Consider the following 22,206-nt stretch of genomic DNA (forward strand, 5'->3'; position numbering starts at 1 on the left):
GTCATTGCGAGACGATTTTTAGAGACGTGGCAATCTCATAAATGGTAAATTAAATACATTGATATGAAAAAAAGCAGGAATAAAGGTGGTGGATTTCTTCTAGTAATTGTTGGTGTATTCTTTGCGTATAAATTCATAGATTTTAATACCACGAATGATACTTATGGTATGATAGCTTCTGCAATTATTATTTGTTTAGGTTTTTATGGTTTATACAAGAGTAAAAAGAGTAATTAATAATAGATGCCATTCCTACCTTCGGAGGAATTATAAATAAATAAATAAATAAATAAATAAATAATAAAAATCATGCAGAAGCATTGGGATTTTTTAGTATTCAAATATAACTGTGTGTCACGTATATGCTAATTTTTAACTAAAAGGGTTAGCATTAAACTTCTGTATTTATTTTGATTATTGGTAGAGAAGTATACAATCAATATTCTTTAGCGCTTTAGAGTAAAGTGACCTTTAAATTCTTTTCCTTCTATTGTTATTAAATACCAATAATCTGCGGTTGGCAGTAAATAACCGTTTAGGGTTCCATCCCATCTTACGCTTCTGTTTTTTGTAGCAAAAAGTAATTTGCCAAAACGATTAAATATAATCACTTTTGAACTGTTAAAGTACTCCAAATCGTTAAGTGCAAAATAATCGTTTATGCCATCTCCATTTGGTGTAAAAAATTTCGGAATATAAAAGTGTAAATGTTGCTGCGAAATAACCAAATTACATTCTAACGATTTCACGTAAACAGTATAAACACCATTAGCCATGTTTGGAAAGATATTGTTATTCTGGTAATTTATACCATCTAAAGAATACTGATAATTACCTTGTGTGCTCGTGGTTACAATAATGGTGCTATTAACTGATTCAACATTAGTAATTATTGGATTATCATAACTAGTTATCGTGAAATTTGTAATTTCTACAGCGCAACCATCTGTAGCTTCAACGCTATACGTTCCAGGAGTATCAATTTCTATAGAAGACGTTTGATCTGCAGTGCTCCATAGGTATTGTGGATTTTGTATTGTGGTATTAGCGCCTAATGTTAATGTTTCGCCATCACAAATCGTTAAATCTATATTTATAGTATCTATTTCTTGTGTTCCAGAAACTTCCCACATACATGAGACGTTATTAAATGTAGCCGTTTCCCAACAGTCTAAATTAGTAGGTTGTATTGATTGCGTTCCAGAAACGACCCAACTGCAAGAGGTGTTATTAAATGTAGCCGTTTCCCAACAGTCTATATTAGTTGGTTCTATTGGTTGCGTTCCAGAAACCTCCCAAATACAGTTTGTATTGTTAAATATAGTAGACTCCCAACAGTCTAAATTAGTAGGTTGTATAGGCTGTGTTCCAGAAACTGCCCAAGTACAAGAGGTGTTATTAAATGTTGTGGTTTCCCAACAGTCTAGATTAATAGGTTGTATTGGCTGTGTTCCAGAAATATCCCAACTACAAGTCGTGTTAAATATTGCAGTTTCCCAGCATTCTAATATTGGTTGAGTAGGCTGTGTTCCAGAAATATCCCAACTACAAGTCGTGTTATTAAATGTAGTAGACTCCCAACATTCTAAATTAGTTGGTTGTATAGGCTGTGTACCAGATACTTCCCAACTACATAAAGTAGTGTTAAATATTGCAGTTTCCCAGCATTCTAATATTGGTTGAGTAGGCTGTGTTCCAGAAATATCCCAACTACAAGTCATGTTATTAAATGTAGTGGACTCCCAACATTCTAAATTAGTTGGTTGTATTGGCTGAGCACCAGAAACGTTCCAACTACAAGATGTGTTATTAAATGCAGCCGTTTCCCAACAGTCTAAATTAATAGGTTGTACAGGTTGTGTTCCAGAAATATCCCAACTACAAGTCATGTTATTAAATGTAGTGGACTCCCAACATTCTAAATTAGTTGGTTGTATTGGCTGAGTACCAGAAATGTCCCAACTACAAGATGTGTTATTAAATGCAGCCGTTTCCCAACAGTCTAAATTAATAGGTTGTACAGGTTGTGTTCCAGAAATATTCCAAATACAAGTGGTGTTATTAAAGATTGTAGTCTCCCAACATTCTAAATTAGTTGGTTGTATTGGCTGAGCACCAGAAATGTCCCAACTACAAGATGTGTTATTAAATGCAACCGTTTCCCAACAGTCTAAATTAATAGGTTGTACAGGTTGTGTTCCAGAAATATCCCAAATACAAGTGGTGTTATTAAAGATAGTAGTCTCCCAACATTCTAAATTAGTTGGTTGTATTGGTTGAGTACCAGAAATGTCCCAACTACAAGAAACACTATTATATGTAGCCGTTTCCCAGCATTCCAAATTACTAGGCTGAACTGTTTGTGAACCTGAAACATCCCAAACACAAGTCGTGTTATTAAATGTTGCTGTTTCCCAGCATTCTAAAATAGGTTGCATAGGCTGAGCACCAGTAATGTCCCAACTACAAGAAACACTATTATATGTAGCCGTTTCCCAGCATTCCAAATTACTAGGCTGGACTGTTTGTGAACCTGAAACATCCCAAATACAAGTGGTGTTATTAAATGTTGCTGTTTCCCAACATTCTAAAGTAGGTTGCATAGGCTGTGATCCAGAAATGTCCCAACTACAAGAAACACTATTATATGTAGCCGTTTCCCAGCATTCCAAATTACTAGGCTGGACTGTTTGTGAACCTGAAACATCCCAAACACAAGTCGTGTTATTAAATATTGCTGTTTCCCAACATTCTAAAGTAGGTTGCATAGGCTGTGATCCATTATTGATCCATGAACAAGAAGTAATATCAAACTGAAAATTGTCCCAACAGTTAACATTTGGTGGTTGCGCAGCTTGTGAACCATTATTTACCCACGTACAAGAAGTGGTGTTAAATTGAAAATTGTCCCAACAGTTTGTATTTGTTGGTTGCGCAGGTTGTGAGCCATTATTTACCCAAGTACAAGAAGTGGTGTTAAATTGAAAATTGTCCCAACAATTTGTGTTCGTTGGTTGTGCAGGCTGTGTTCCTGTAATATCCCAAATACACGTAATATTATTAAAAGTGGTTGTTTCCCAACATTCTAAATTACTTGGTTGTATTGGTTGTGTACCAGAAACCTCCCAAAGACAGCTTGTAGTATTTAATGTTGCAGTTTCCCAACATGCTACTGTTGGTTGAGTTGGTGGTTGAGTAATAGTAACAGTTATAGGTGCAGAAGCTGTATTATCTGGTGCAACTCTTCCAGAATCTGTAACTAAACAAATGTAAGTAGTGGTTGAGTTTATATTAATTGATAAATTGGCATTTGTTCCTAAAACTGTTGTCGAGCCTTGCACTGTCCATTCATAGGTGTAAGTTCCTAATGCACTAATAGGATCTGGAATAGCATTAAGTTGTGTCGTTGCGTTGTTACAATAAGAAGGAGCAGTACTCATAGTTACATCTTCTTCTATATCTAAATTTATGGAGCAAATAATATCAGAAACAACTTCTGATGCGCCATAAATGTTAGCTGATGTTAAATTACTACAATTTATATTAGCTTGAAAAGGTGATATGTTTATTGTTGCCGAATCATTTCCTCCAGTAGCAATAAGTTGATACGTTGGATTATTACTACATGGATCTGCGGTAATAATGGTGACCACTCCAAATATATTGTTTATGCCGCTAGAGTTTGGAATGGTGCCAATTAAAGTTGAATTAGAAGGTGTTGTAACATCAACTTCTACAAGTTTATCTCCAGTTGCACTTAGGTATAGGTTTCCTTCAAAATACGTTAAATCACCTGCACTACCATAACCAACATCTCCTAAAAATGTTGCAGTCAAAGTGTTAGTGTTAATTCTAAATAACTCACCAGAACTCCCTTTATTTACACCTAAAAGAAAGCCATTACTTTCTTTTACTAATGAATCTATTTGCAGGCTTCCACCGAAACCAACTGCATTTAAGTCACCTAATGAAGTAACCATTCCTGTTATTACATTTATCCTGTAGAGCTTATCAAATCTAATTCCATATAATGTATCGTCTGTATCACCTTGAGCAATATCTACAAAGTTAGAGGAATAGCTTGCAACTACTGTTGTTGTGCAGTTAGAGAAATCTGCTAATACAACATTTCCATTAGATAAACTTAAATATGCGGTGTTTACAGATTGTGCTTGCGTTAAAGCACAGCATAGCAATAGTAAATAGATTAAAAAAATATTTTTTTTCAATAGTAAAGGTTAATATGCGATTTCAAATATAATTATTTTGAAAGAATATTTTTGAAATATTACATTTTTTATCACTCATTACTCCTATAATAGTCTAATTAACGACATAATCAGCTCAGCTTATATAAATTATTTTGTTAATGGTCTAACTTAATTGTTATTGTAATTTTATTTAAAGTTTATCTTTTTTTAGAGTGTTAGATCTGGTTAGAATTTATCATACTTTAAGAATTAAAGTAATAAAAAAATCCCAATGTGTCAACATTGAGATTCCTTGCTATTAATATTATAAACTTAAGGTGTTTACGAGTGTTTTAATGGAAGACTAATTCAAATAAATATATTCGTTAACTGAGTTGTGTTTCTATAAAGACGCTCAGATTTGTATTTTATTACATTGTAAATCAGTATTTAACACGTTTTTAACAGTGTTGAGCATTTACTAAAATACAAAATCCTGAAACAGAAGTCTCAGGATTTTATCGCTATTAACCAACTCTATATCGACTTATGAAAAATCGGATTAAAGAACTAATCTATGCAAATATACAAATGTAATTTAGTCTAAATAGTTGATTTTTAGAATTTAGTATTTATTTAACTATTTCTAACACTTATTCATTATCTAAATTTTATAAAATCAAAAACCCAAAACTGATCAAGCTTTGGGTTTTCTTATTTAATAACCTTGAATAACACTAACCATTAACTATTAAAAAGGTTATTAAAACTAATTAGCATCTTTAATATTTTATTCTATAAAAATCCGCCTCCAGATTTTTCGTTATTATCTCTGTTTTTTCTAGATTTTGCTTGGTATTTTTGGCCTCCAAATCTATAAGATAATCCAGCAAAAATGGTCTGACTTTCCCAATTAAAAGCTCCAACTTGTTTAAAGGGTCTATTGCCTGTGAAACCAAATTCTTGAGTTCCAAAAACATCATTAAAATTTAAGCTAATAGAACCTTTTCCTTCAGCAAAGTCATGTCTTGCACCTAAATTCACAAAATACATTGGTTCACTTTTAAATTGTAAATCTTCTGCAGATCCACGATAAAAGGCAAAAGCTGATAAGCTTAACTTTTTTGTGACTTTAAAATTATTGAAGACTCTAAAGTTATATGCGACATTATCAACTTCAACAACATTAGTTAATATGTCGTTTATAGTTGCAGTTGCTAAAGGAGCAGTAAGGGTTTCCGTAATTCCTTTTTGAGTTTGTATATAAGCGTCAAAACTGGCATTTAAACTCCACCATTTTGTTGGTTTATAATTGCTAGATAATTCAAAACCGTACGCCTCAGTATCATCATAATTATTATGTGTTAAAATAACGCGGCCAGAAGTAACATCAGTTCTGTCTATTGTTAAACCTTGATTAATTTCATCTTGTATTGCACGATAGAAAACACCTGCTGTAATACTTCCTTCTTCTAATTGTCTTGTGTAATTTAATTCTAATGAATTAGTAAATTGTGGTTCTAGGTTTTGATTTCCAAATGATGATATTAATGGTGTGCTCCACTCTCGAATGGGATTTACTTGTCCAATTCCTGGTCTATCTACACGACGACTATAACTTAGTTGATAAGAATTCTCTTTAGAAGGTGAATAGGTAAAAAAGGCTGATGGATAGACTTGAAAATAGTCATTATCAAAGGATAATAAACTTGTTTCGTTAGTTGCCTCGGTAGATAAAGCATCTGCGATAACTTCAACGCTTTCTGCACGTATACCAATTTGGTAGGTCCACTTTTCTAAAGTCTTGCCATAGGTTGCGTAAGCCGAATAAATATCTCTAGAATAATCGAAAACCGTGCTTGGTGTTGGTCTGAAAACGCCTAAATCGTTAAGTGAAATTCCAGTAGAGCTATAATCTATACTTGTGCTAAATATACGTGCTTGTAGTCCTAATTCTAATTTTACAGAATCGCTTAAAGGGTTTACATAATCTAAATTTATAGTAGTACGCTCTCTATCGGTAGTTACAAAATCTAGATAATTATTTAATTCTGTTGCACCAGCGAATCTAAAGTCTGCATCTTCTTGTTGGTCAAAAACATTGTAATCCACTTCTAATTCTATATCCGAACCTTCTTTTGCTAATTCTAATTTGTAATCAAAATTATATTGCGATGAATTGTTGTCATTTGTATTATCAAACTCCTGATATTGATTAAAACTAGGCATATCATTAAACAAAGCATCAGTTGTTCCCAAATTTTTAGAATCTGTAACACTTTGATTTGTAAAAAAGGAAATCGTGTTTTTTTCATTTAAATAAAAATCAACTCCAGCCTTAAATAAATGATTTTTAGTGTTGTCTTTAAAAGAAAATATTTGCTCAGAATTATTATCTGGTCTATTTATATAACCTTCATTATTGTTTTTAGATATGTTATTACCATAATTACCATAGAAATTTAATTTCCCGTTTCGGTAATTCATATCTATAGCACTGTTAAACTTTGCATTTTCGTCATAAGCTAATCCTAAATTAAGATTTCCGTTAAAGCCAATTTTTATATTCTTTTTTAGAATGATATTTATAATACCACTCATACCTTCAGGATTATATTTGGCAGATGGATTAGTAATTAATTCAATGCTTTTAATAGAGGTAGAAGGGATTTGTTTTAATAATTGAGCTGCAGGAATGTTAGATAGTTTGCCATCAACCATAACACGTACGTTAGAATTCCCACGTAAGCTAATTGCTCCAGATTGAGAATCCACACTTACGCTTGGTAAGTTGTTCATTATATCGCTTGCGGTTGGCCCAGAAGTTGTGAGATCTTTACCAACAGTAATAACTTTTCTGTCTACTTTTTGCTGTATTGTAGAGACTTCAGCTGTCAATTCTACTTCGTCTAAACTCATAGCAGTTTCGTAAACCTTTACTTCGCCAAAATCGATTTTATTATGTTCTTTATCAATTGTTATATTTCTACTAACCGTTTTGAAACCTAAATATTCTATGCTAACTTTGGTAGTGCCTTCAGGTATTTTATCCATGTAAAAAGTACCGTCATCTTTAGTAATGCTGCCAGTAATAATTTTTCCACTTAAGTCGCGAATAACTATATTTACATAAGGTAAGGGTTCGTTAAGTATTCCGTCTAAAACGGTACCTGTAATAATTCCAGTCTTAACAATTGGAAACTCTTTGTTAGAAGTTTGTGCTTGGGCTAATGTTGCTATTAGTAACAAACAAATAGTAATGATTTGTTTCATTTGATTGATTGATTGATTGATTGATTGATGTAGTTTTGTTTGGTATTACAGTAAAGACGATTAATTTTGAATTGTGTTACTCTTTTAAAGAGACGTTAACATTGTTTTAACATTTAAGCTGTTTCGCTTTCGCGGAATTAACCATTAATACTATTTATATGAATAAAAAAACATTAGTAATTGGTGCTTCTATTAAGCCAGAACGTTACTCTAATATGGCTATTAGAAAATTAACAAATTATAATCACGATACTGTAGCTTTTGGAATGCGTGAAGGTGAAGCGCATGGTGTCATTATTGATGCAGAATTAAAACAATACACAGATTTAGACACCGTTACTTTATATTTAAACCCTTTAAGGCAAATAGAGTATTACGGGTATATTTTAGCTTTAAAACCTAGTCGTGTGATTTTTAATCCGGGAACAGAGAATCCTGAACTTTACAATTTGTTAAAGGAAAATAATATTGAATTTGAAGTTGCCTGTACTTTAGTTTTACTCTCTACAAACCAGTATTAAATGTTTTTTTTAGAAATTATTAGTAATCCTAAAAAGGTAAATAGACCATTTATAATTAGTATCTCGAAACCAAATTCATATCCAAAGAGTAGTTCTTTAGAATACATATTCATAAAATATGAAATAATTGGAGCTACAATTGCAATGATCCAAACATAATTGTCTCTAATATGTTTTTTGGTTAAAATACCAAAAGCAAATAATCCAAGTAATGGTCCATAAGTATAACCTGCTGCTTTAAATAGTTCCCAAATTACAGAGACGTCAGTAAAAATAGTGTCAAACAACACTATTACTGCTATTAAAACAATACTGAATATTATATGAACACGTTTACGAATTTTCTTCTGATCGTTTTGTGGTTTTTTATCTAATTCAATAATATCGATACAAAAAGAAGTTGTTAGGGATGTTAATGCAGAATCTGCACTCGAATAGGCTGCAGCAATTAATCCTAATAGAAAAAAGGCTGAGGTTATCACACCAATTTCGGGTAACATTGCTATTGTAGGAAATAAATCGTCTTTTCTAGCTGTAATACCATTTTGTTCAGCATATTGTGTAAGCATTAGCCCTAACGCAAGGAATAATATATTTACAAAAACTAGCACAACAGCAAACGTTATCATATTTTTTTGCGCATCTTTAATGTTCTTACATGTTAGGTTTTTTTGCATCATATCTTGATCTAAACCTGTCATTGTAATAGTAATAAAAATACCAGCTAAAAAACTTTTCCAGAAATATTGTGGATCATTACCATCTCCAAAAAAGAACACTTTACTTAAATCACTTTTAGTGACATTAGCATAAACTTCAGAAACACTATTTAAATCTAAGGCTGAAGCTAAAAATGAAATAGCAACCACTACAGCAATTAACATAAATAATGTTTGTAGTGTATCTGTGAAAATTATAGTTTTTATACCGCCTTTAAAAGTGTAAAGCCATATTAATGCAATCGTAATTGTTACAGTAATAGGAAAAGGAATATTAAACTGGTCGAAAACTAATAGTTGCAAAACCTTTGCAACCAAAAATAATCTAAAAGCTGCGCCAACAGTACGCGAAATTAAAAATGAAATAGAACCTGTTTTGTAACTCGTGTTCCCAAATCTATCTCTTAGATATGTATAAATTGAAGTTAGGTTTAGTCTGTAATATAATGGTAATAATACGTAAGCAATTATTAGATAACCAACAAAGTAACCTAAAACTACTTGAAAATATCCAAACTGTTTTCCTTCAACGGCTCCAGGAACCGAAATAAAAGTGACTCCAGAAAGCGATGCGCCTATCATCCCAAAAGCGACCAAATACCACGGCGCAGATTTGTTAGCTTTAAAAAAAGCGGCATTGGTATCTTCCTTTCCAGTGAAATATGAAATTAAAATTAGCACGCCAAAATAGGCTGCAATAAGAAGTAGTATTTGTGTTGCTGACATGTAAATGATTTTCTGAGGTCCAAAATACAAAATAGAAATAAGTTAAAAGTACTTAGAGTTATAAGTCTTTAAAGTTGAGTTTCTGAGCAAAGAGTTTACTGTTGAAAGTTTTGATAAGCTCTCAGCGAATCTCAATGAAATTAAAAACCAGTGTAATCGGATAAGCGCAAGAGTAATTAAACATAGATTAGTGAAAATTAGTGAAATTCGTGGCTAAGCTTTAAATTCGCATTCTATGGAATTCTCGTCTAAACTTTTAGAAAATGCCGTTAACGAAATCTCGCAACTACCTGGTATTGGTAAACGCACAGCATTACGTTTAGCATTACATTTATTGAAACAACCTAAAGAACAAACTCTTAATTTATCTCAAGCATTAACCCATATGCGAGAAGACTTAAAGTTTTGTAAATCATGCCATAATATTAGTGATGTCGATTTGTGTGAAATCTGTAGTAATCCACTAAGAAAAGACGATATTATTTGTGTTGTCGAAGACATTCGCGATGTCATGGCAATTGAAAACACAGCATCTCACAGAGGATTATACCATGTTTTAGGTGGTAAAATTAATCCAATTGAAGGTATTGGACCACACGATTTAAACATTGTAAGTTTAGTAGAAAAAGTAAAAATCGGTAATATTAAGGAACTTATTTTCGCATTAAGTCCAACCATGGAAGGTGATACTACCAATTTCTATATCTTTAAGCAATTAAATGGGCTAGAAGTAGAAACATCTACGATTGCTAGAGGGATTTCGGTTGGAGATGAGTTAGAATATGCAGATGAAATTACACTAGGACGTAGTATTTTAAATCGTATTCCATTTGAAGCCTCACTAAAACAATAATTACATTTGCAACTTTCAGTTATCATATTAAATTACAATGTACACTACTTTTTAGAGTTGTGTTTGCAAAGCGTGGAAGCTGCTATTCAAGGTTTAGATGCTGAAATTATTGTAATCGATAACAACTCTCAAGATGAGAGTTGTGCAATGGTAAAAGAAAAATTTATAAACGTAAAACTAATCGAAAACAAAGAGAACTCAGGGTTTTCAAAAGGTAATAATATTGGAGTGGCACAAGCCAAAGGTGAGTTTTTGTGCATTTTAAATCCAGATACGGTAGTTCCAGAAAATACCTTTAAAACTCTTTTGGGCTTTGCTAAAAAACAAAATAATCTCGGCATTGTTGGTTGCAAATTAATAGATGGCAACAGTAATTATTTGCCAGAAAGTAAACGCAATGTTCCAGTAACTAAAATTGCAATTAATAAGGCCTTAGGGAATTCTAAACACTATTATGCAAACCATTTAAAGGAGCAGGAGATTGGGGAAGCTGATGTTTTTGTTGGTGCTTTTATGTTGTTAAAACGCAGTGTTTACAATGAAATTAATGGTTTCGATGAAGATTACTTTATGTATGGTGAAGACATAGATTTAAGTTACAAGATTAAAAAAGCCGGTTACCGGAGTTTTTATTATGGAGAAATTTCTGTAATACATTATAAAGGTGAAAGTACATTAAAAGATAAAAGGTACGCAAAACGCTTTTATGGAGCGATGCAGATTTTCTACAAAAAACATTTTAAAAGTAATTTTGTTTTCGATGCTTTGGTTTTTTTTGGAATACAATCTGCTAGATGGTTTGGAGGTAATATTTCATCTGAAGCATTAGATTTTCAAGACTATACATTGGTTTCAAATGCTAAAAATGAAGTATTAGCGACTAAGCTTTCGAAAGCGGTAACTCACGTTTTAAATGTAACTGAAGGAGTAGAGAATACACAGATTATTTTCGATGCTAATTATATTAGTTTTCAAAAGATTATTAAGCAAATGGAAGCTTTAGAAAAAAATAAAAATTTATCGTTTAAAATACTTCCAAAAAACGCTAATTTTATCCTCGGAAGTAATTCCTCTAAAAGTAGAGGAGAAGTGATACACTTTTAAGTATCACATCATTATAAAACAGATTTTAAAATTATATTGAATAGTCAGATAAATCGACTATTTTTTAGTAATTTTGCATTCTTAAATTACAAAAAGACACATTTTTTATTAATATGGCAAGATTTGAACTAAAATTACCGAAAATGGGAGAAAGTGTTGCTGAGGCAACAATTACTTCATGGTTAAAAGAAGTTGGCGATACTATAGAACAAGATGAAGCAATTTTAGAGATTGCAACAGATAAAGTTGATAGTGAAGTACCAAGTGAGGTAGATGGCGTTTTAGTCGAAATACTTTTTAATGTAGACGATGTTGTTCAAGTTGGGCAAACTATCGCTGTTATTGAAACGGAAGGACAAGGAAATGCTACTGTCGAAGCTCCAAAAGCAGAAGAAGTTGTTTTAGAAAAAACAGCTCCGGCTGTCGCAGCTATTGCACAAACTGTTGTTGCGGCTCAAGAAACTGCAACTCCAATTAGTTCTAATGGAGAACGTTTTTATTCGCCATTAGTAAAAAACATGGCTAAAGCCGAAGGTATTGCACAAGCAGAATTAGATACTATTCCTGGTTCTGGAAAAGAGGGGCGTGTGACTAAAGCAGATATGCAATCGTATTTAAAAACTAGAGGTTCGCAACCAGTTCAAGCTGTTGCTGCTCCTGTTGCACAAACTGCGCAAGCTCCTGTAAAAGCAGAAATTAAAAAACCAGCTGCTCCAATTATTGCTGCAGAAGGTGATGAGATTATAGAAATGACCAGAATGGGCAAACTAATTGCGCATCACATGGTAGAAAGTGTGCAAACAAGTGCTCACGTTCAAAGTTTTATCGAAGCAGATGTTACAAACATCTGGAATTGGAGAAAGAAAATGAAAGATGGGTTTATGAAACGTGAAGGCGAAAACCTTACGTTTACACCAATCTTTATGGAAGCTGTTGCGAAAGCATTACGCGATTTCCCAATGATGAATATTTCGCTTCAAGGTAATACAATCGTTAAAAAGAAAAATATTAACCTTGGGATGGCTGCCGCATTAGGCAACGGAGACCTAATTGTACCAGTGATTAAAAATGCAGATCAACTTAATCTTGTTGGGATGACGAAAGCGGTTAACGATTTAGCAGGTAGAGCAAGAGAGAATAAATTAAAACCAGACGATATCCAAGGTGGTACGTATACAGTAACTAACGTTGGTACTTTTGGTAGTATTATGGGAACACCAATTATTAGTCAGCCACAAGTAGGTATTCTAGCTTTAGGTGCAATACGTAAAGTGCCTGCTGTTATTGAAACTCCAGATGGCGATTTTATAGGTATTCGTTACAGAATGTTCTTATCGCACTCTTACGATCACCGCGTTGTAAATGGTGCTCTTGGAGGACAGTTTGTAAAAGCAGTAAAAGATTATTTAGAAGCTTGGGATACTAATCGTGAGATTTAACTAATTCCTGCGTAATTGTCATTCAGAGCGCAGCGAAGAATCTCATTAATGATTTCTAAATCATAAAATAATTGTGCTGAACTAGTTTCCAGTATGTAAAAGTAAAAAGCACAGTTTTAGGACTGTGCTTTTTTTTATGTTTTTGTGTGTTTTGGGAAAGTTCGTTTAACGTTTATGTATAAGAATAGTTGCGGGTTTGTATGCGAGGATTTTCCGAAGGAAAATCAGACGTTACAAACACGCAACGACCTTTGATTAAGCACTAAACCGCAATTATTTTTATACGGTGTTGCCAGTAGTACTTTTGGGATTTAGCTTTTTTAATATCTTTTGTTCATCAATTTTCCATAAAATTAAACATCCTAATAATAATAGTAATAAGAAATATGGTAATTCATTAATCAAACTATTCCAAATCGTCGGTTCAGGTATTTCTGGCATTGTAGATAAAAACTCTTCGGTATATTCAATAGGTTCTTTGGATTTATATGTTACTTGACCAACCCATGCCTTAAAATTTATTATTGCGTGGAAAAGTGATGGAATAATTATACTATTTGTCCGTAATATAAGTCCGCTAAAAAAACAGCCGATACAAACAGCAAAAATGACCTGAATAGTTACTCCAACGATTGTAGATGAATTATTAATTAAATTTAAAAGATGTATTATTCCGAATACTAAAGAGGACAGAAGAATACTTGACAACAAAAAATGTTTTTTCGTTTTTAGTTTAAATATAAAAAAAGGTAATAAAATACCTCGAAAAAAGAGCTCTTCAGTAAAACCAACTAAAAGAACCATTACTATTATTAGCAATAATTCTGAACTTTCTATACTTGAAATATTATAAAAATTATTGTAAACGATATAAATCAAAAATAGTAATGGAAAAAGTAAAAATTTCGATTTTCCGATATTTAAGCCTTTATCAATTCCATTGAAAGTTTTCAAGTCAAATTTCTTTATTAAAAAAAATAGTGCAATTAAAAGAGGAATCAAAACAATAATCTGGCTAATAAATCTAGATTTTAATTCTGAAATATCATAATCTAATAAAAGCTTATTCAATGGAAATGTTAACAATAAACAGGAAAGGTAAAGAGCTAATAGAGTTATTAAATTTAGATATGTTTTTTTCATAGGTATTACTGGCAATGTTTCGTTGATATGAAATCGTTTTAATGTTTTATATCAGACGTTAAACGAAGTTAGCCTAAAAAAATGACAAAGTCAAGCCTAATTAAAACCCAAAAAGCACAGTTCTAAAACTGTACTTTTTTGTGGTTTTAATACGTGTTTTTAAAAAGTCCGTTTAAAGTTTAAGCTTTGTTGGTAACTGGTTTTTAAACTCTGCTTGGTTATTAATAGATTAGAAATTCCGGAAAAATTTCAGCTTTAATCGACTCCCATTCTTCTTTTATAATGCTATAATAAATATCAGTTCTGCTATCTCCATTTGGAGCGACGTTGTTGTTTCTAAAAACACCTTCTCTCTGTGCGCCTAATTTTTCTATTGCTTTTTGAGATCTTATGTTTTTATTATCGACGCTAAACTGTATTCTTTTAAAGCCAATAGTTTCAAACCCAAACTGCAATAATTCGTATTTACAGGCTTTGTTTAATCCTGTGCCTTGAAACTCTGTTCCATACCAGGTCCAGCCAATTTCACATTTTTTATCTGCTGTATTTACATTCCCAAATCTTGTACAGCCTGCAACTTTATTAGTTTCTTTATCGATAATTAAAAAAGGATAACAAAGACGGTTGTTTTTGTCCTTAATCGTTTTTGCTATATAGTTTTTTAAACCTTGTTCGTTATTTATGTTAGATCCCATAAATTGCCAGATTTCTTTATCGAAGATTATTTCTTTGAGTTCTTCATTTCTTTCATTATCAAAAGGAAGAAGTAAGACGCTGTCGTTTTCAAGTTGAATGTTTGATTTTAGAATTTTTATTTTCATTTTTTAAGCGTGTTGCAATTGTTTTTTATTCCCGGAACTTCGAGATTAAACGAAGGTCGACTATTTTTTCGACAAAGTGAACCTTGTTTAAGCACCTGTAACAAATGACTTGCTAATGTTTGTTATAACAGTATAATTGCGAATTTTTAGAACATAGAACTGCGCTTTTAGGTATTTCTCTTCTATATGTTTTTATGACTGCAACTATTAGATCTTCAAAAATTTTGTCTGTAAAACGTTATCATAAGAATCTTTATCTGCAAAGACTAGTTTAATAGAAATGTCTGATGCTATCGTACTCAGTTTTTCGAAGCTCCAGATGTAGGTTTTATTGGTATTCTTTGCAAAATGTTCTTGTCGCACTCTTACGATCACAGAGTTGTAAATGTTGCGCTTGGTGAGCAATTTGTAAAAGCAGTAAAAGAGTATTTATAAGCTTGGGGTTCAAATCGTGAGATTTAACTAATTTCTGTGTAATTGTCATTCAGAGTGCAGCGAAGAATCTCATTAATGATTTCTAAAAATAATTGTAATGAACTAGTTTCAGTATATAAAAGCAAAAAGCACAGTTTTCTGACTGTGCTTTTTTGTGTGCAAATATTTTTTTAAGCTGACTCTCTTTTTTGACTAGTGCTAACTATTAGTAGATTTTATCTACTAAGAATTAACTTTCCTTTTTTTTAAAATTGAATAAACCCATTTGAGAAGAAAAATTGCACTTAAAATAATTAATAAAATAATTACATAGTACAGCCAGTAATATTCAGTTTGATTTTTAAGACTATAATATTGTTTTAAGAAAAATAATACGCAAGCAGTAACATAGAATATTATAGCAATGAGTAAATTTAAATGTTTCATGTTTTTAATCGTGTTTTTAGCTATTAATCAATAAAAATAAGGCTATAATAATTAATTACTCCCGCAACTTCAGTTTGGCGGTATTCATTATAACCAAATATATTAAGATTTAATATAGAATTTGAAGCAATATAATTAGAGCTTAGTTCATTATATCTATCATTAGTCAAAATGGTTTAATTATTTTAATTCAGATAGAAGTTCTTTCTTTTCTTCTTGTGTATAATATTGAGAAAGTTGTAAGCTCTCTTTGAATTTGATTTTGGTTTTTGATGTGTCAAGTTTTAATTGTTGTTGAGCCTCTATAATATAAAGATAAGCTTCTGAAAAACTTGGATACTGATTAATTAGTACATTCCAAATCTTTATAGCTTTTAGATATTCTGCTTCATTATAGAAGCCCCAACCTTTTCCATTCAATACTCCTAACGAAAAATCTAAGTTGTTTCCATAATGATTTATCATATTGTTTTTTAATTCAGCAAATAAATCTATTCTTTTATTTGAGGGTCTGAAAAAAGTGTATTGCTGAATTGACCAATATTCAAATATATCATATAGAGCCTCTCCAATTCCCAATCCTGGTACTGCATTATGAAACGCTCTGGGAAAATAGGTGCCTTGAATGTTAATTTTAGAATTTGTATTTTTATTTTTAACAATTTCAATAGCTCTATAATCTTCGGGATAATCTCTCCCTATTGAATAGCGGAAATATTTTGTATGCTTAATTTTAATATTATTTAATGTCGAAATTGAATCAATTAAAGAAACGTTTTTTTGTTTGAAAAAAGGATCGAATACTATAACTGCCGATAAATTATTAATATTCTTGGTAAACATTGATGTCGTGAAATGTCCATACCAAGAATGACCAATTAAGACTCTGAATTGACTTGCTTTAAATTTTGATTCTGCTAAATTTATAATTTCATTAAATAGGTATTTTTCATTGAGGTGTGCTTTTCCACTTTTAGACGAAATAGGACTTTTAGCTTCACTAATTCTTCTAGAATTATCAGACTCAATGCTTATAATGATTGCGCGAGGCATCTGTTCTGAAGCAGTTAAATAGTCTATAGTGTGTATTATATGATTGTGACTTCTACTATTTTGTCTATCAAAAACGATAATCAGCGGATATTTTTTTTGATTGTTATTTTGCCAATCATCTGGCAATATGATGGATATTTTTTTTCGTAGCCCAAATATAATGATACGAAAGAGGTGTCAATTTTTGATTTATACACATTATATTCCTGTCCAAATAGGATTTGACTTATAAAGATTGTTAAGAAAAAAGAGAAAATTGTTTTAGTCATAGTTGCTTTTGAATTGTTTGCCAATGTGTTGATAAAAAATCGTTTCAATACTCAAACCTATTCAGCACAATTGTTTTTGTTAGACGTTAAACGAAGTTCTATTATTTTTTTGACAAAGCCAAGCCTAATTAAAAGCCTTTCGCAGTGCTACAATAAAATCCTCAATACTCTTAATATTATTATAAACGTCTCCATCCACTTTTAAAAGAGGAATACGGTTTTCTTTATCTGATTTTAACTCTTTAATTATTTTAAGATAATTTGTACTGTCTTTATCAATATTATATTCTGTGTATGCAATCTTGTTATTCTCTAAAATGCGTTTTGTATCCGGACAAATAATACAATCATCTTTTGTGAATAGTGTCACTTTTTTATCTTTAATCGCTCTATCTAATTTAAAATCTAAGGCCTCAAAGTCTTTATCGATTTCTAAAGCATAAGCTACTTCGTTTACAATAAATATGGACTCGTACTGACCTTCAGTTTTAGCTAATTTAATCAAAGTCATCAGCTTTATTTTACTATTTGCTGCAACATTCCTTATAATAGGCCTGTTACTGCTGCGTCTGTAATCTTTAGTGTCTACTTTTAAGAAAATATCGTAAGAAATAGAGTCTGTATTTGTAACGTAAAGTGTTAATCTCTTGCCTTTTATCACTTCGGAAAGCTTTACAAATTCGTGGTCGTTTTGCGTAAAACCGCTCAATGTAAATAATAGGAAGGCAAATAGTGTTAGGTATAATTTCATAGTAATATTTGATTTTTTTTTAATAAAAAGGACGCTGTCACACTGAGGATTCTTAAAAATGAAATATAATGTCATGAAAAGCAGATAAGCAAAGCTTAACAGAGTGAATATGTAAATCGGTTATTTTAATAAGTAAAAATAACATAATACATTTATATTTGCATAAACCGTACCATATTTTGGTTCAAAATTAATAAATAGATGCAATTAAATCTCACAAAACCAGTTTGCTTTTTCGATTTAGAAACCACAGGAATAAATATTTCTAAGGACAGGGTAGTAGAAATCTCTATATTAAAAGTCTTTCCAAACGGAAATAAAGAAAGTAAAACGTGGTTGGTAAATCCAGAAATGCCTATTCCAGCAGAAGTTTCACTTATTCATGGTATAACAGACGAGCGTATAGCAAACGAACCAACATTCAAGGAATTAGCAAAAGAGATTAGCCTAATGACTAAAGACTGCGATTTAGCAGGGTTTAATTCTAACCGTTTTGATATTCCGTTACTAGCCGAAGAAATGCTCCGTGCAGATATGGATTTTGATATGAAAGGAAGAGTCGCTATTGACGTGCAAACCATTTTTCATAAAATGGAAAAACGTACGCTTGGAGCAGCCTATAAATTTTATTGCGATAAAAGTTTAGAAAATGCGCACACTGCAGAAGCAGATACTTTAGCAACTTACGAAGTTTTAAAAGCACAATTAGATCGTTATGAGGATTTAGAGAATGACGCTAAGTTTTTGGCAGAATTTAGTTCGCATAAAAAGTTTGCTGATTTTGCAGGTTTTATAAATTATAATGAAGAAGGCGAAGAGTGTTTTAGTTTTGGGAAACATAAAAATAAAAAAGTGTTAGACGTGTTAGACAAAGAACCAGGTTATTTTGGATGGCTATTAAATGCAGATTTCCCTTTGTATACAAAAAAGGTATTGACAGCGATTAAATTACGTGCGTTTAATAATAAGATTTAAAAAAAACGAAGAGAGAATAGAGTCTAGAAGCAAGACTGCTCTCTTATTACAAACATAAGAGTAAGCGTCCTTGTTCTAACAGCGAAGCAGTCTTTACTCTTTATTCTCAAAAATATGAAATTAATTTGCATAGGTAGAAACTACACAGACCATATTAAAGAGTTGGAAAATGAAAAGCCTACAGATCCAGTAGTGTTTTTAAAACCAGACACATCAATTTTGCTAAAGAAACAACCATTTTTTATACCAGAATTTTCTAACGATGTGCATCACGAAGTGGAAGTTTTAGTAAAAATAAACCGCGTTGGCAAATATATCGATAAAAAGTTCGCGCATAAGTATTACAGTGAAATAGGACTAGGTATAGACTTTACAGCACGAGATTTACAAGGGCAATTAAAAGCAAAAGGTTTACCTTGGGAAAAAGCAAAAGCTTTTGATGGATCTGCAGTAATAGGAGATTGGTTATCTAAAACGGAATTTAAAGATTTAAATAATTTAAATTTTAGCTTAAAAAAGAACGATGAACTCGTGCAACAAGGAAATACAAGTCTAATGCTCTGGAAAATAGATGAGATCATCGAATATGTGTCAAAATATTTCACTTTAAAGATTGGAGACGTTATCTTTACTGGAACACCAGCAGGAGTTGGTAAGGTCGTTGCTAACGATAAGTTAAATGGGTACATAGAAAATATAGCGTTATTTTCTATTAAAGTAAAATAATATGGAAAAGCATTATAAACTACATCGATTAAGAGAATTAGCAGAAGGCGATGAAGATTTTATCTTAGCCTTAGCCGGAGCTTTTTTAGATGAAGTACCGGCGGATGCTATTGTGTTAAAGGAAGCTTTCGAAAGTAAAAATATGCTCCAAACCTACCAAACTGCCCATAAAATGAAACCAACCATAGATGTTTTTGAGTTGGGTGTACTTGATAAATTAATTGAAGTACAAGATTGGGGGCGATTAGAAAAAGTAGGAGAGGATGTCTCTGCACAATTAGCAGAAGTGTTAGCGGCTGTAGAAAGAGCGGCAACCGAAATTAAAAGTGATTTCAATTTATAATGAAGGCGTTTAAATTTTTAAGGTTTTAGTGAAAATTAGTAGTTTTGTAATCCCTAGAACTCTTTTTAGAGTGGCATAGCATTGTTTCGTAAAGATAAAAAACAGTAAAGTGTTTGTAAAAGGGCTATTTTTTAAAGTTTAAAGCGTTCAAAATATGCAAGCTGAAATTATTACCATTGGAGACGAGATTCTCATTGGGCAAATTATAGATACTAATTCCGCATTTATTTGTAAGGCACTCAATAGTATTGGTGTTTCTGTTTACCAAATAACTTCCATTCAAGACGATAAACAACATATTTTAAAAGCATTGGCAGAAGCCGAAGCGAATGTAGATATTATTATACTTACAGGTGGTTTAGGGCCAACTAAGGATGATATTACAAAGCATACCATTTGCGAATACTTTAGCGATACACTGGTTCGAGACGCTTCCGTGACAGAGAATATTGCAAGGTTGTGGCGCGATTACGTCAAAAAAACTATTCAGCAAGTAAATTTAGATCAAGCACTTATGCCATCAAAAGCAAAAGTGTTAATGAATTTAGTTGGTAGTGCTCCAGGCATGTGGATTGAAAAAGATAATAAAGTATTTATTTCAATGCCAGGCGTTCCTTTTGAAATGAAAGCATTAATGGAAGAACAAGTACTTCCGAAGTTAAAAATAAAATACAAACGACCATTTATTGTGCATAAAACGCTTCTTACTTATGGTATGGGAGAAAGTATGTTGGCAGCAAAAATAGAGGACTGGGAAGACCGTTTACCTAGCTATATTAAGCTAGCTTATTTGCCAAATTTAGGAAAAGTTAGATTAAGACTCTCTGGAAAAGGTTTCGACGAACAAGAGCTGAATAATGAAATGGAAAAACAAATTCAAACCGTTTTACCATTAATTGAAGAAGTCTTTACTGGGTTTGAAGAAGATGGAGATTTAGAAGTTTTAATAGCAAATCAGCTTACTAAAAACAACCAAACACTCTCTATTGCAGAAAGTTGTACAGGAGGAAAATTAGCAGAAACTTTTACGCAACACGCAGGAGCATCATCTTATTTTAAGGGCGCGATGGTAACTTACGCAACACAAACTAAAATTGATGTTTTAGGCGTCTCGGAAACTATAATCAAAGCGCATTCTGTAGTTAGTGCTCAAGTTGCAGAGGCTATGGCAACACAATGTAGAAAACTATACCATTCGGATTATGCAATGGCAACAACTGGAAATGCTGGACCTACAAAAGGCGATTCTGAGGTAGAAGTTGGAACTGTTTTTATTGCATTAGCAACCAAAAAAGGTGTTTTTTCTCAAAAATTTGAACTTGGGAACAATAGGGTAAGAGTAATAAACAAGGCGGTAAATAAGGCTTTAGAACTGCTTCAAAAAGAAATTTTGAAAAATTGACAAAAAACAGATTGTCAATACTAAAACATTTTCTATATTTGCACCTCGAATTTTAATAACAATTTAAAGTTATAAGTAATGTCAAGAGTTTGTGAACTTACAGGAAAGAAAGCAATGGTTGGAAACAACGTATCGCATGCAAAGAATAGAACTAAGCGTACATTTGACGCTAATTTAATCAAAAAACGTTTTTTCATACCTGGAGAAGATAAGTGGTTAACTTTAAAAGTTTCTACATCTGCTTTAAAAACAATCAACAAGATTGGTATCGTGGCAATGTTAAAAGATGCAAGAGCTAAAGGATTTATAAAATAATAGCCAAGCTATAAAGGAATAAGAAAATGGCAAAAAGAGGAAACAGAGTACAAGTAATATTAGAGTGCACAGAGCACAAAGGATCTGGACAACCAGGAACTTCTCGTTATATTACAACTAAGAATAAAAAGAACACACCAGATAGAATGGAGATTAAGAAATTTAATCCAATCTTGAAGAAAATGACTGTTCATAAAGAAATTAAATAATAAGGAACCATGGCAAAGAAAACCGTAGCGTCTTTACAGACATCGTCAAAAAGATTATCAAAAGCAATAAGAATGGAAAAGTCTCCAAAAACAGGAGCTTACATGTTTGTTGAAAAAATCATGGCGCCAGAATTAGTAAACGATTTCTTAAACAAGAAATAGATTTTACTTCTTATATAATATTTTAAGCTGCTTTCTTATAGAAAGCGGCTTTTTTAATGATACAGTCTTTTGATTCTTACCAAAAGATACCTTTTAAATTATCCCGTTTTTACAACGGGATTTTTTATGCGACAATAAAATATATTCAATAATTCCAAAATATTGTGTTACTTTACAATTATTAGTGACAAAATAGCAGTTTTGTTAAAAAGGCTTAACTATTGTTATTACAATTATGGCATTACCTAAAGGTCGGGCTTTCCACTGTATCTTTTGCGAAAAAAGCAAAAGGATGCCGTTCTAATCCCTAACGCACATTAAGTAAGGCTTTAGCTTTACAACTAAACAAAA

At 31.9% G+C, this 22,206-nt stretch carries 19 protein-coding genes; 12 read left to right on the plus strand and 7 right to left on the minus strand.

The annotated features are described in order from the left end of the window. Positions 1–63: 63 nt before the first annotated feature. On the plus strand, positions 64–237 hold the full coding sequence (locus RH82_RS18295) for a hypothetical protein (protein WP_156112378.1): 174 nt from the start codon (positions 64–66) through the stop codon (positions 235–237). A gap of 209 nt (positions 238–446) precedes the next feature. Here RH82_RS18295 and RH82_RS01115 read toward each other — a convergent pair whose 3' ends face one another. Continuing rightward, positions 447–4,229 carry a T9SS type B sorting domain-containing protein gene (locus tag RH82_RS01115; RefSeq protein ID WP_034057367.1) on the minus strand — a complete coding sequence of 1,261 codons (3,783 nt, stop codon included), beginning with the start codon at positions 4,227–4,229 and terminating at the stop codon, positions 447–449. 756 nt (positions 4,230–4,985) lie between these two features. Next, positions 4,986–7,463 (minus strand): outer membrane beta-barrel family protein, encoded by a 2,478-nt coding sequence (locus RH82_RS01120; RefSeq protein WP_034057369.1) that lies wholly within the window; start codon positions 7,461–7,463, stop codon positions 4,986–4,988. Between the two features lie 158 nt (positions 7,464–7,621). On the opposite strand from RH82_RS01120, the gene RH82_RS01125 reads away from it, so the two are divergent. Continuing rightward, complete coding sequence (locus RH82_RS01125; protein WP_034057371.1) at positions 7,622–7,984, plus strand: CoA-binding protein; 363 nt, start codon at positions 7,622–7,624, stop codon at positions 7,982–7,984. Here the strand turns inward: RH82_RS01125 and RH82_RS01130 are convergent. Further along, positions 7,981–9,429, minus strand: a complete 1,449-nt coding sequence (locus RH82_RS01130) for a sodium:solute symporter (RefSeq protein WP_034057373.1) — start codon at positions 9,427–9,429, stop codon at positions 7,981–7,983. The genes RH82_RS01125 and RH82_RS01130 overlap by 4 nt on opposite strands. Before the next feature lie 235 nt (positions 9,430–9,664). On the opposite strand from RH82_RS01130, the gene recR reads away from it, so the two are divergent. The 3 genes from recR (at position 9,665) to RH82_RS01145 (ending at position 12,825) form a co-directional block, all read left to right on the plus strand. Next, positions 9,665–10,282 carry a recombination mediator RecR gene (recR, locus tag RH82_RS01135; RefSeq protein WP_034057374.1) on the plus strand — a complete coding sequence of 206 codons (618 nt, stop codon included), beginning with the start codon at positions 9,665–9,667 and terminating at the stop codon, positions 10,280–10,282. Between the two features lie 6 nt (positions 10,283–10,288). Continuing rightward, a complete protein-coding gene (locus RH82_RS01140; RefSeq protein WP_034057375.1) occupies positions 10,289–11,386 on the plus strand; it encodes a glycosyltransferase family 2 protein in 1,098 nt (365 codons plus the stop codon). A 113-nt stretch (positions 11,387–11,499) separates the two neighbouring features. Beyond that, positions 11,500–12,825 carry a dihydrolipoamide acetyltransferase family protein gene (locus RH82_RS01145; RefSeq protein ID WP_034057376.1) on the plus strand — a complete coding sequence of 442 codons (1,326 nt, stop codon included), beginning with the start codon at positions 11,500–11,502 and terminating at the stop codon, positions 12,823–12,825. A 279-nt stretch (positions 12,826–13,104) separates the two neighbouring features. Here RH82_RS01145 and RH82_RS01150 read toward each other — a convergent pair whose 3' ends face one another. The 4 genes from RH82_RS01150 to RH82_RS01165 all read right to left on the minus strand — a co-directional run bounded on the left by RH82_RS01150 (position 13,105) and on the right by RH82_RS01165 (position 17,723). Further along, on the minus strand, positions 13,105–13,968 hold the full coding sequence (locus RH82_RS01150; protein WP_034057377.1) for a CPBP family intramembrane glutamic endopeptidase: 864 nt from the start codon (positions 13,966–13,968) through the stop codon (positions 13,105–13,107). A gap of 221 nt (positions 13,969–14,189) precedes the next feature. Then, the gene (locus RH82_RS01155) at positions 14,190–14,789 is read right to left on the minus strand and encodes a GNAT family N-acetyltransferase (RefSeq protein ID WP_034057379.1); all 600 of its coding nucleotides are present in this window, start codon (positions 14,787–14,789) and stop codon (positions 14,190–14,192) included. 1,041 nt (positions 14,790–15,830) lie between these two features. Further along, the gene (locus tag RH82_RS01160) at positions 15,831–16,868 is read right to left on the minus strand and encodes an alpha/beta hydrolase-fold protein (protein ID WP_394330719.1); all 1,038 of its coding nucleotides are present in this window, start codon (positions 16,866–16,868) and stop codon (positions 15,831–15,833) included. A gap of 228 nt (positions 16,869–17,096) precedes the next feature. Beyond that, positions 17,097–17,723 carry a glutaredoxin family protein gene (locus RH82_RS01165; protein ID WP_034057382.1) on the minus strand — a complete coding sequence of 209 codons (627 nt, stop codon included), beginning with the start codon at positions 17,721–17,723 and terminating at the stop codon, positions 17,097–17,099. Positions 17,724–17,924: 201 nt separating this feature from the next. On the opposite strand from RH82_RS01165, the gene RH82_RS01170 reads away from it, so the two are divergent. The 7 genes from RH82_RS01170 (at position 17,925) to RH82_RS18055 (ending at position 21,855) form a co-directional block, all read left to right on the plus strand. Beyond that, positions 17,925–18,698, plus strand: a complete 774-nt coding sequence (locus RH82_RS01170) for a 3'-5' exonuclease (protein WP_034057384.1) — start codon at positions 17,925–17,927, stop codon at positions 18,696–18,698. Positions 18,699–18,812: 114 nt separating this feature from the next. Then, positions 18,813–19,424, plus strand: coding sequence for a fumarylacetoacetate hydrolase family protein (locus RH82_RS01175; RefSeq protein ID WP_034057386.1), 612 nt, complete (start codon positions 18,813–18,815; stop codon positions 19,422–19,424). Between the two features lies 1 nt (position 19,425). Beyond that, positions 19,426–19,767: a hypothetical protein gene (locus RH82_RS01180; RefSeq protein ID WP_034057387.1), complete on the plus strand. Its 342-nt coding sequence runs from the start codon at positions 19,426–19,428 to the stop codon at positions 19,765–19,767. Positions 19,768–19,921: 154 nt separating this feature from the next. Further along, positions 19,922–21,169: a competence/damage-inducible protein A gene (locus RH82_RS01185; protein WP_034057388.1), complete on the plus strand. Its 1,248-nt coding sequence runs from the start codon at positions 19,922–19,924 to the stop codon at positions 21,167–21,169. Positions 21,170–21,247: 78 nt separating this feature from the next. Further along, a complete protein-coding gene (rpmB, locus tag RH82_RS01190) occupies positions 21,248–21,484 on the plus strand; it encodes a 50S ribosomal protein L28 (protein WP_034057390.1) in 237 nt (78 codons plus the stop codon). Between the two features lie 26 nt (positions 21,485–21,510). Next, positions 21,511–21,693 carry a 50S ribosomal protein L33 gene (gene rpmG, locus RH82_RS01195; protein WP_034057391.1) on the plus strand — a complete coding sequence of 61 codons (183 nt, stop codon included), beginning with the start codon at positions 21,511–21,513 and terminating at the stop codon, positions 21,691–21,693. Positions 21,694–21,702: 9 nt separating this feature from the next. Then, on the plus strand, positions 21,703–21,855 hold the full coding sequence (locus tag RH82_RS18055; RefSeq protein WP_081979153.1) for a DUF4295 domain-containing protein: 153 nt from the start codon (positions 21,703–21,705) through the stop codon (positions 21,853–21,855). The last annotated feature ends 351 nt before the right edge of the window (positions 21,856–22,206 follow it).

It is taken from the genome of Lacinutrix jangbogonensis (assembly GCF_000797445.1).
Taxonomy (GTDB): Bacteria; Bacteroidota; Bacteroidia; order Flavobacteriales; family Flavobacteriaceae; genus Lacinutrix; species Lacinutrix jangbogonensis.

What these genes read in the sequence shown, in the direction of transcription:
- RH82_RS18295 (WP_156112378.1), top strand. Translation starts at nt 64, where the DNA reads ATGAAAAAAAGCAGGAATAAAGGTGGTGGATTTCTTCTAGTAATTGTT.
- RH82_RS01120 (WP_034057369.1), bottom strand. Translation starts at nt 7,463, where the DNA reads ATGAAACAAATCATTACTATTTGTTTGTTACTAATAGCAACATTAGCC.
- RH82_RS01125 (WP_034057371.1), top strand. Translation starts at nt 7,622, where the DNA reads ATGAATAAAAAAACATTAGTAATTGGTGCTTCTATTAAGCCAGAACGT.
- RH82_RS01130 (WP_034057373.1), bottom strand. Translation starts at nt 9,429, where the DNA reads ATGTCAGCAACACAAATACTACTTCTTATTGCAGCCTATTTTGGCGTG.
- recR (WP_034057374.1), top strand. Translation starts at nt 9,665, where the DNA reads ATGGAATTCTCGTCTAAACTTTTAGAAAATGCCGTTAACGAAATCTCG.
- RH82_RS01145 (WP_034057376.1), top strand. Translation starts at nt 11,500, where the DNA reads ATGGCAAGATTTGAACTAAAATTACCGAAAATGGGAGAAAGTGTTGCT.
- RH82_RS01150 (WP_034057377.1), bottom strand. Translation starts at nt 13,968, where the DNA reads ATGAAAAAAACATATCTAAATTTAATAACTCTATTAGCTCTTTACCTT.
- RH82_RS01155 (WP_034057379.1), bottom strand. Translation starts at nt 14,789, where the DNA reads ATGAAAATAAAAATTCTAAAATCAAACATTCAACTTGAAAACGACAGC.
- RH82_RS01165 (WP_034057382.1), bottom strand. Translation starts at nt 17,723, where the DNA reads ATGAAATTATACCTAACACTATTTGCCTTCCTATTATTTACATTGAGC.
- RH82_RS01170 (WP_034057384.1), top strand. Translation starts at nt 17,925, where the DNA reads ATGCAATTAAATCTCACAAAACCAGTTTGCTTTTTCGATTTAGAAACC.
- RH82_RS01175 (WP_034057386.1), top strand. Translation starts at nt 18,813, where the DNA reads ATGAAATTAATTTGCATAGGTAGAAACTACACAGACCATATTAAAGAG.
- RH82_RS01180 (WP_034057387.1), top strand. Translation starts at nt 19,426, where the DNA reads ATGGAAAAGCATTATAAACTACATCGATTAAGAGAATTAGCAGAAGGC.
- RH82_RS01185 (WP_034057388.1), top strand. Translation starts at nt 19,922, where the DNA reads ATGCAAGCTGAAATTATTACCATTGGAGACGAGATTCTCATTGGGCAA.
- rpmB (WP_034057390.1), top strand. Translation starts at nt 21,248, where the DNA reads ATGTCAAGAGTTTGTGAACTTACAGGAAAGAAAGCAATGGTTGGAAAC.
- rpmG (WP_034057391.1), top strand. Translation starts at nt 21,511, where the DNA reads ATGGCAAAAAGAGGAAACAGAGTACAAGTAATATTAGAGTGCACAGAG.
- RH82_RS18055 (WP_081979153.1), top strand. Translation starts at nt 21,703, where the DNA reads ATGGCAAAGAAAACCGTAGCGTCTTTACAGACATCGTCAAAAAGATTA.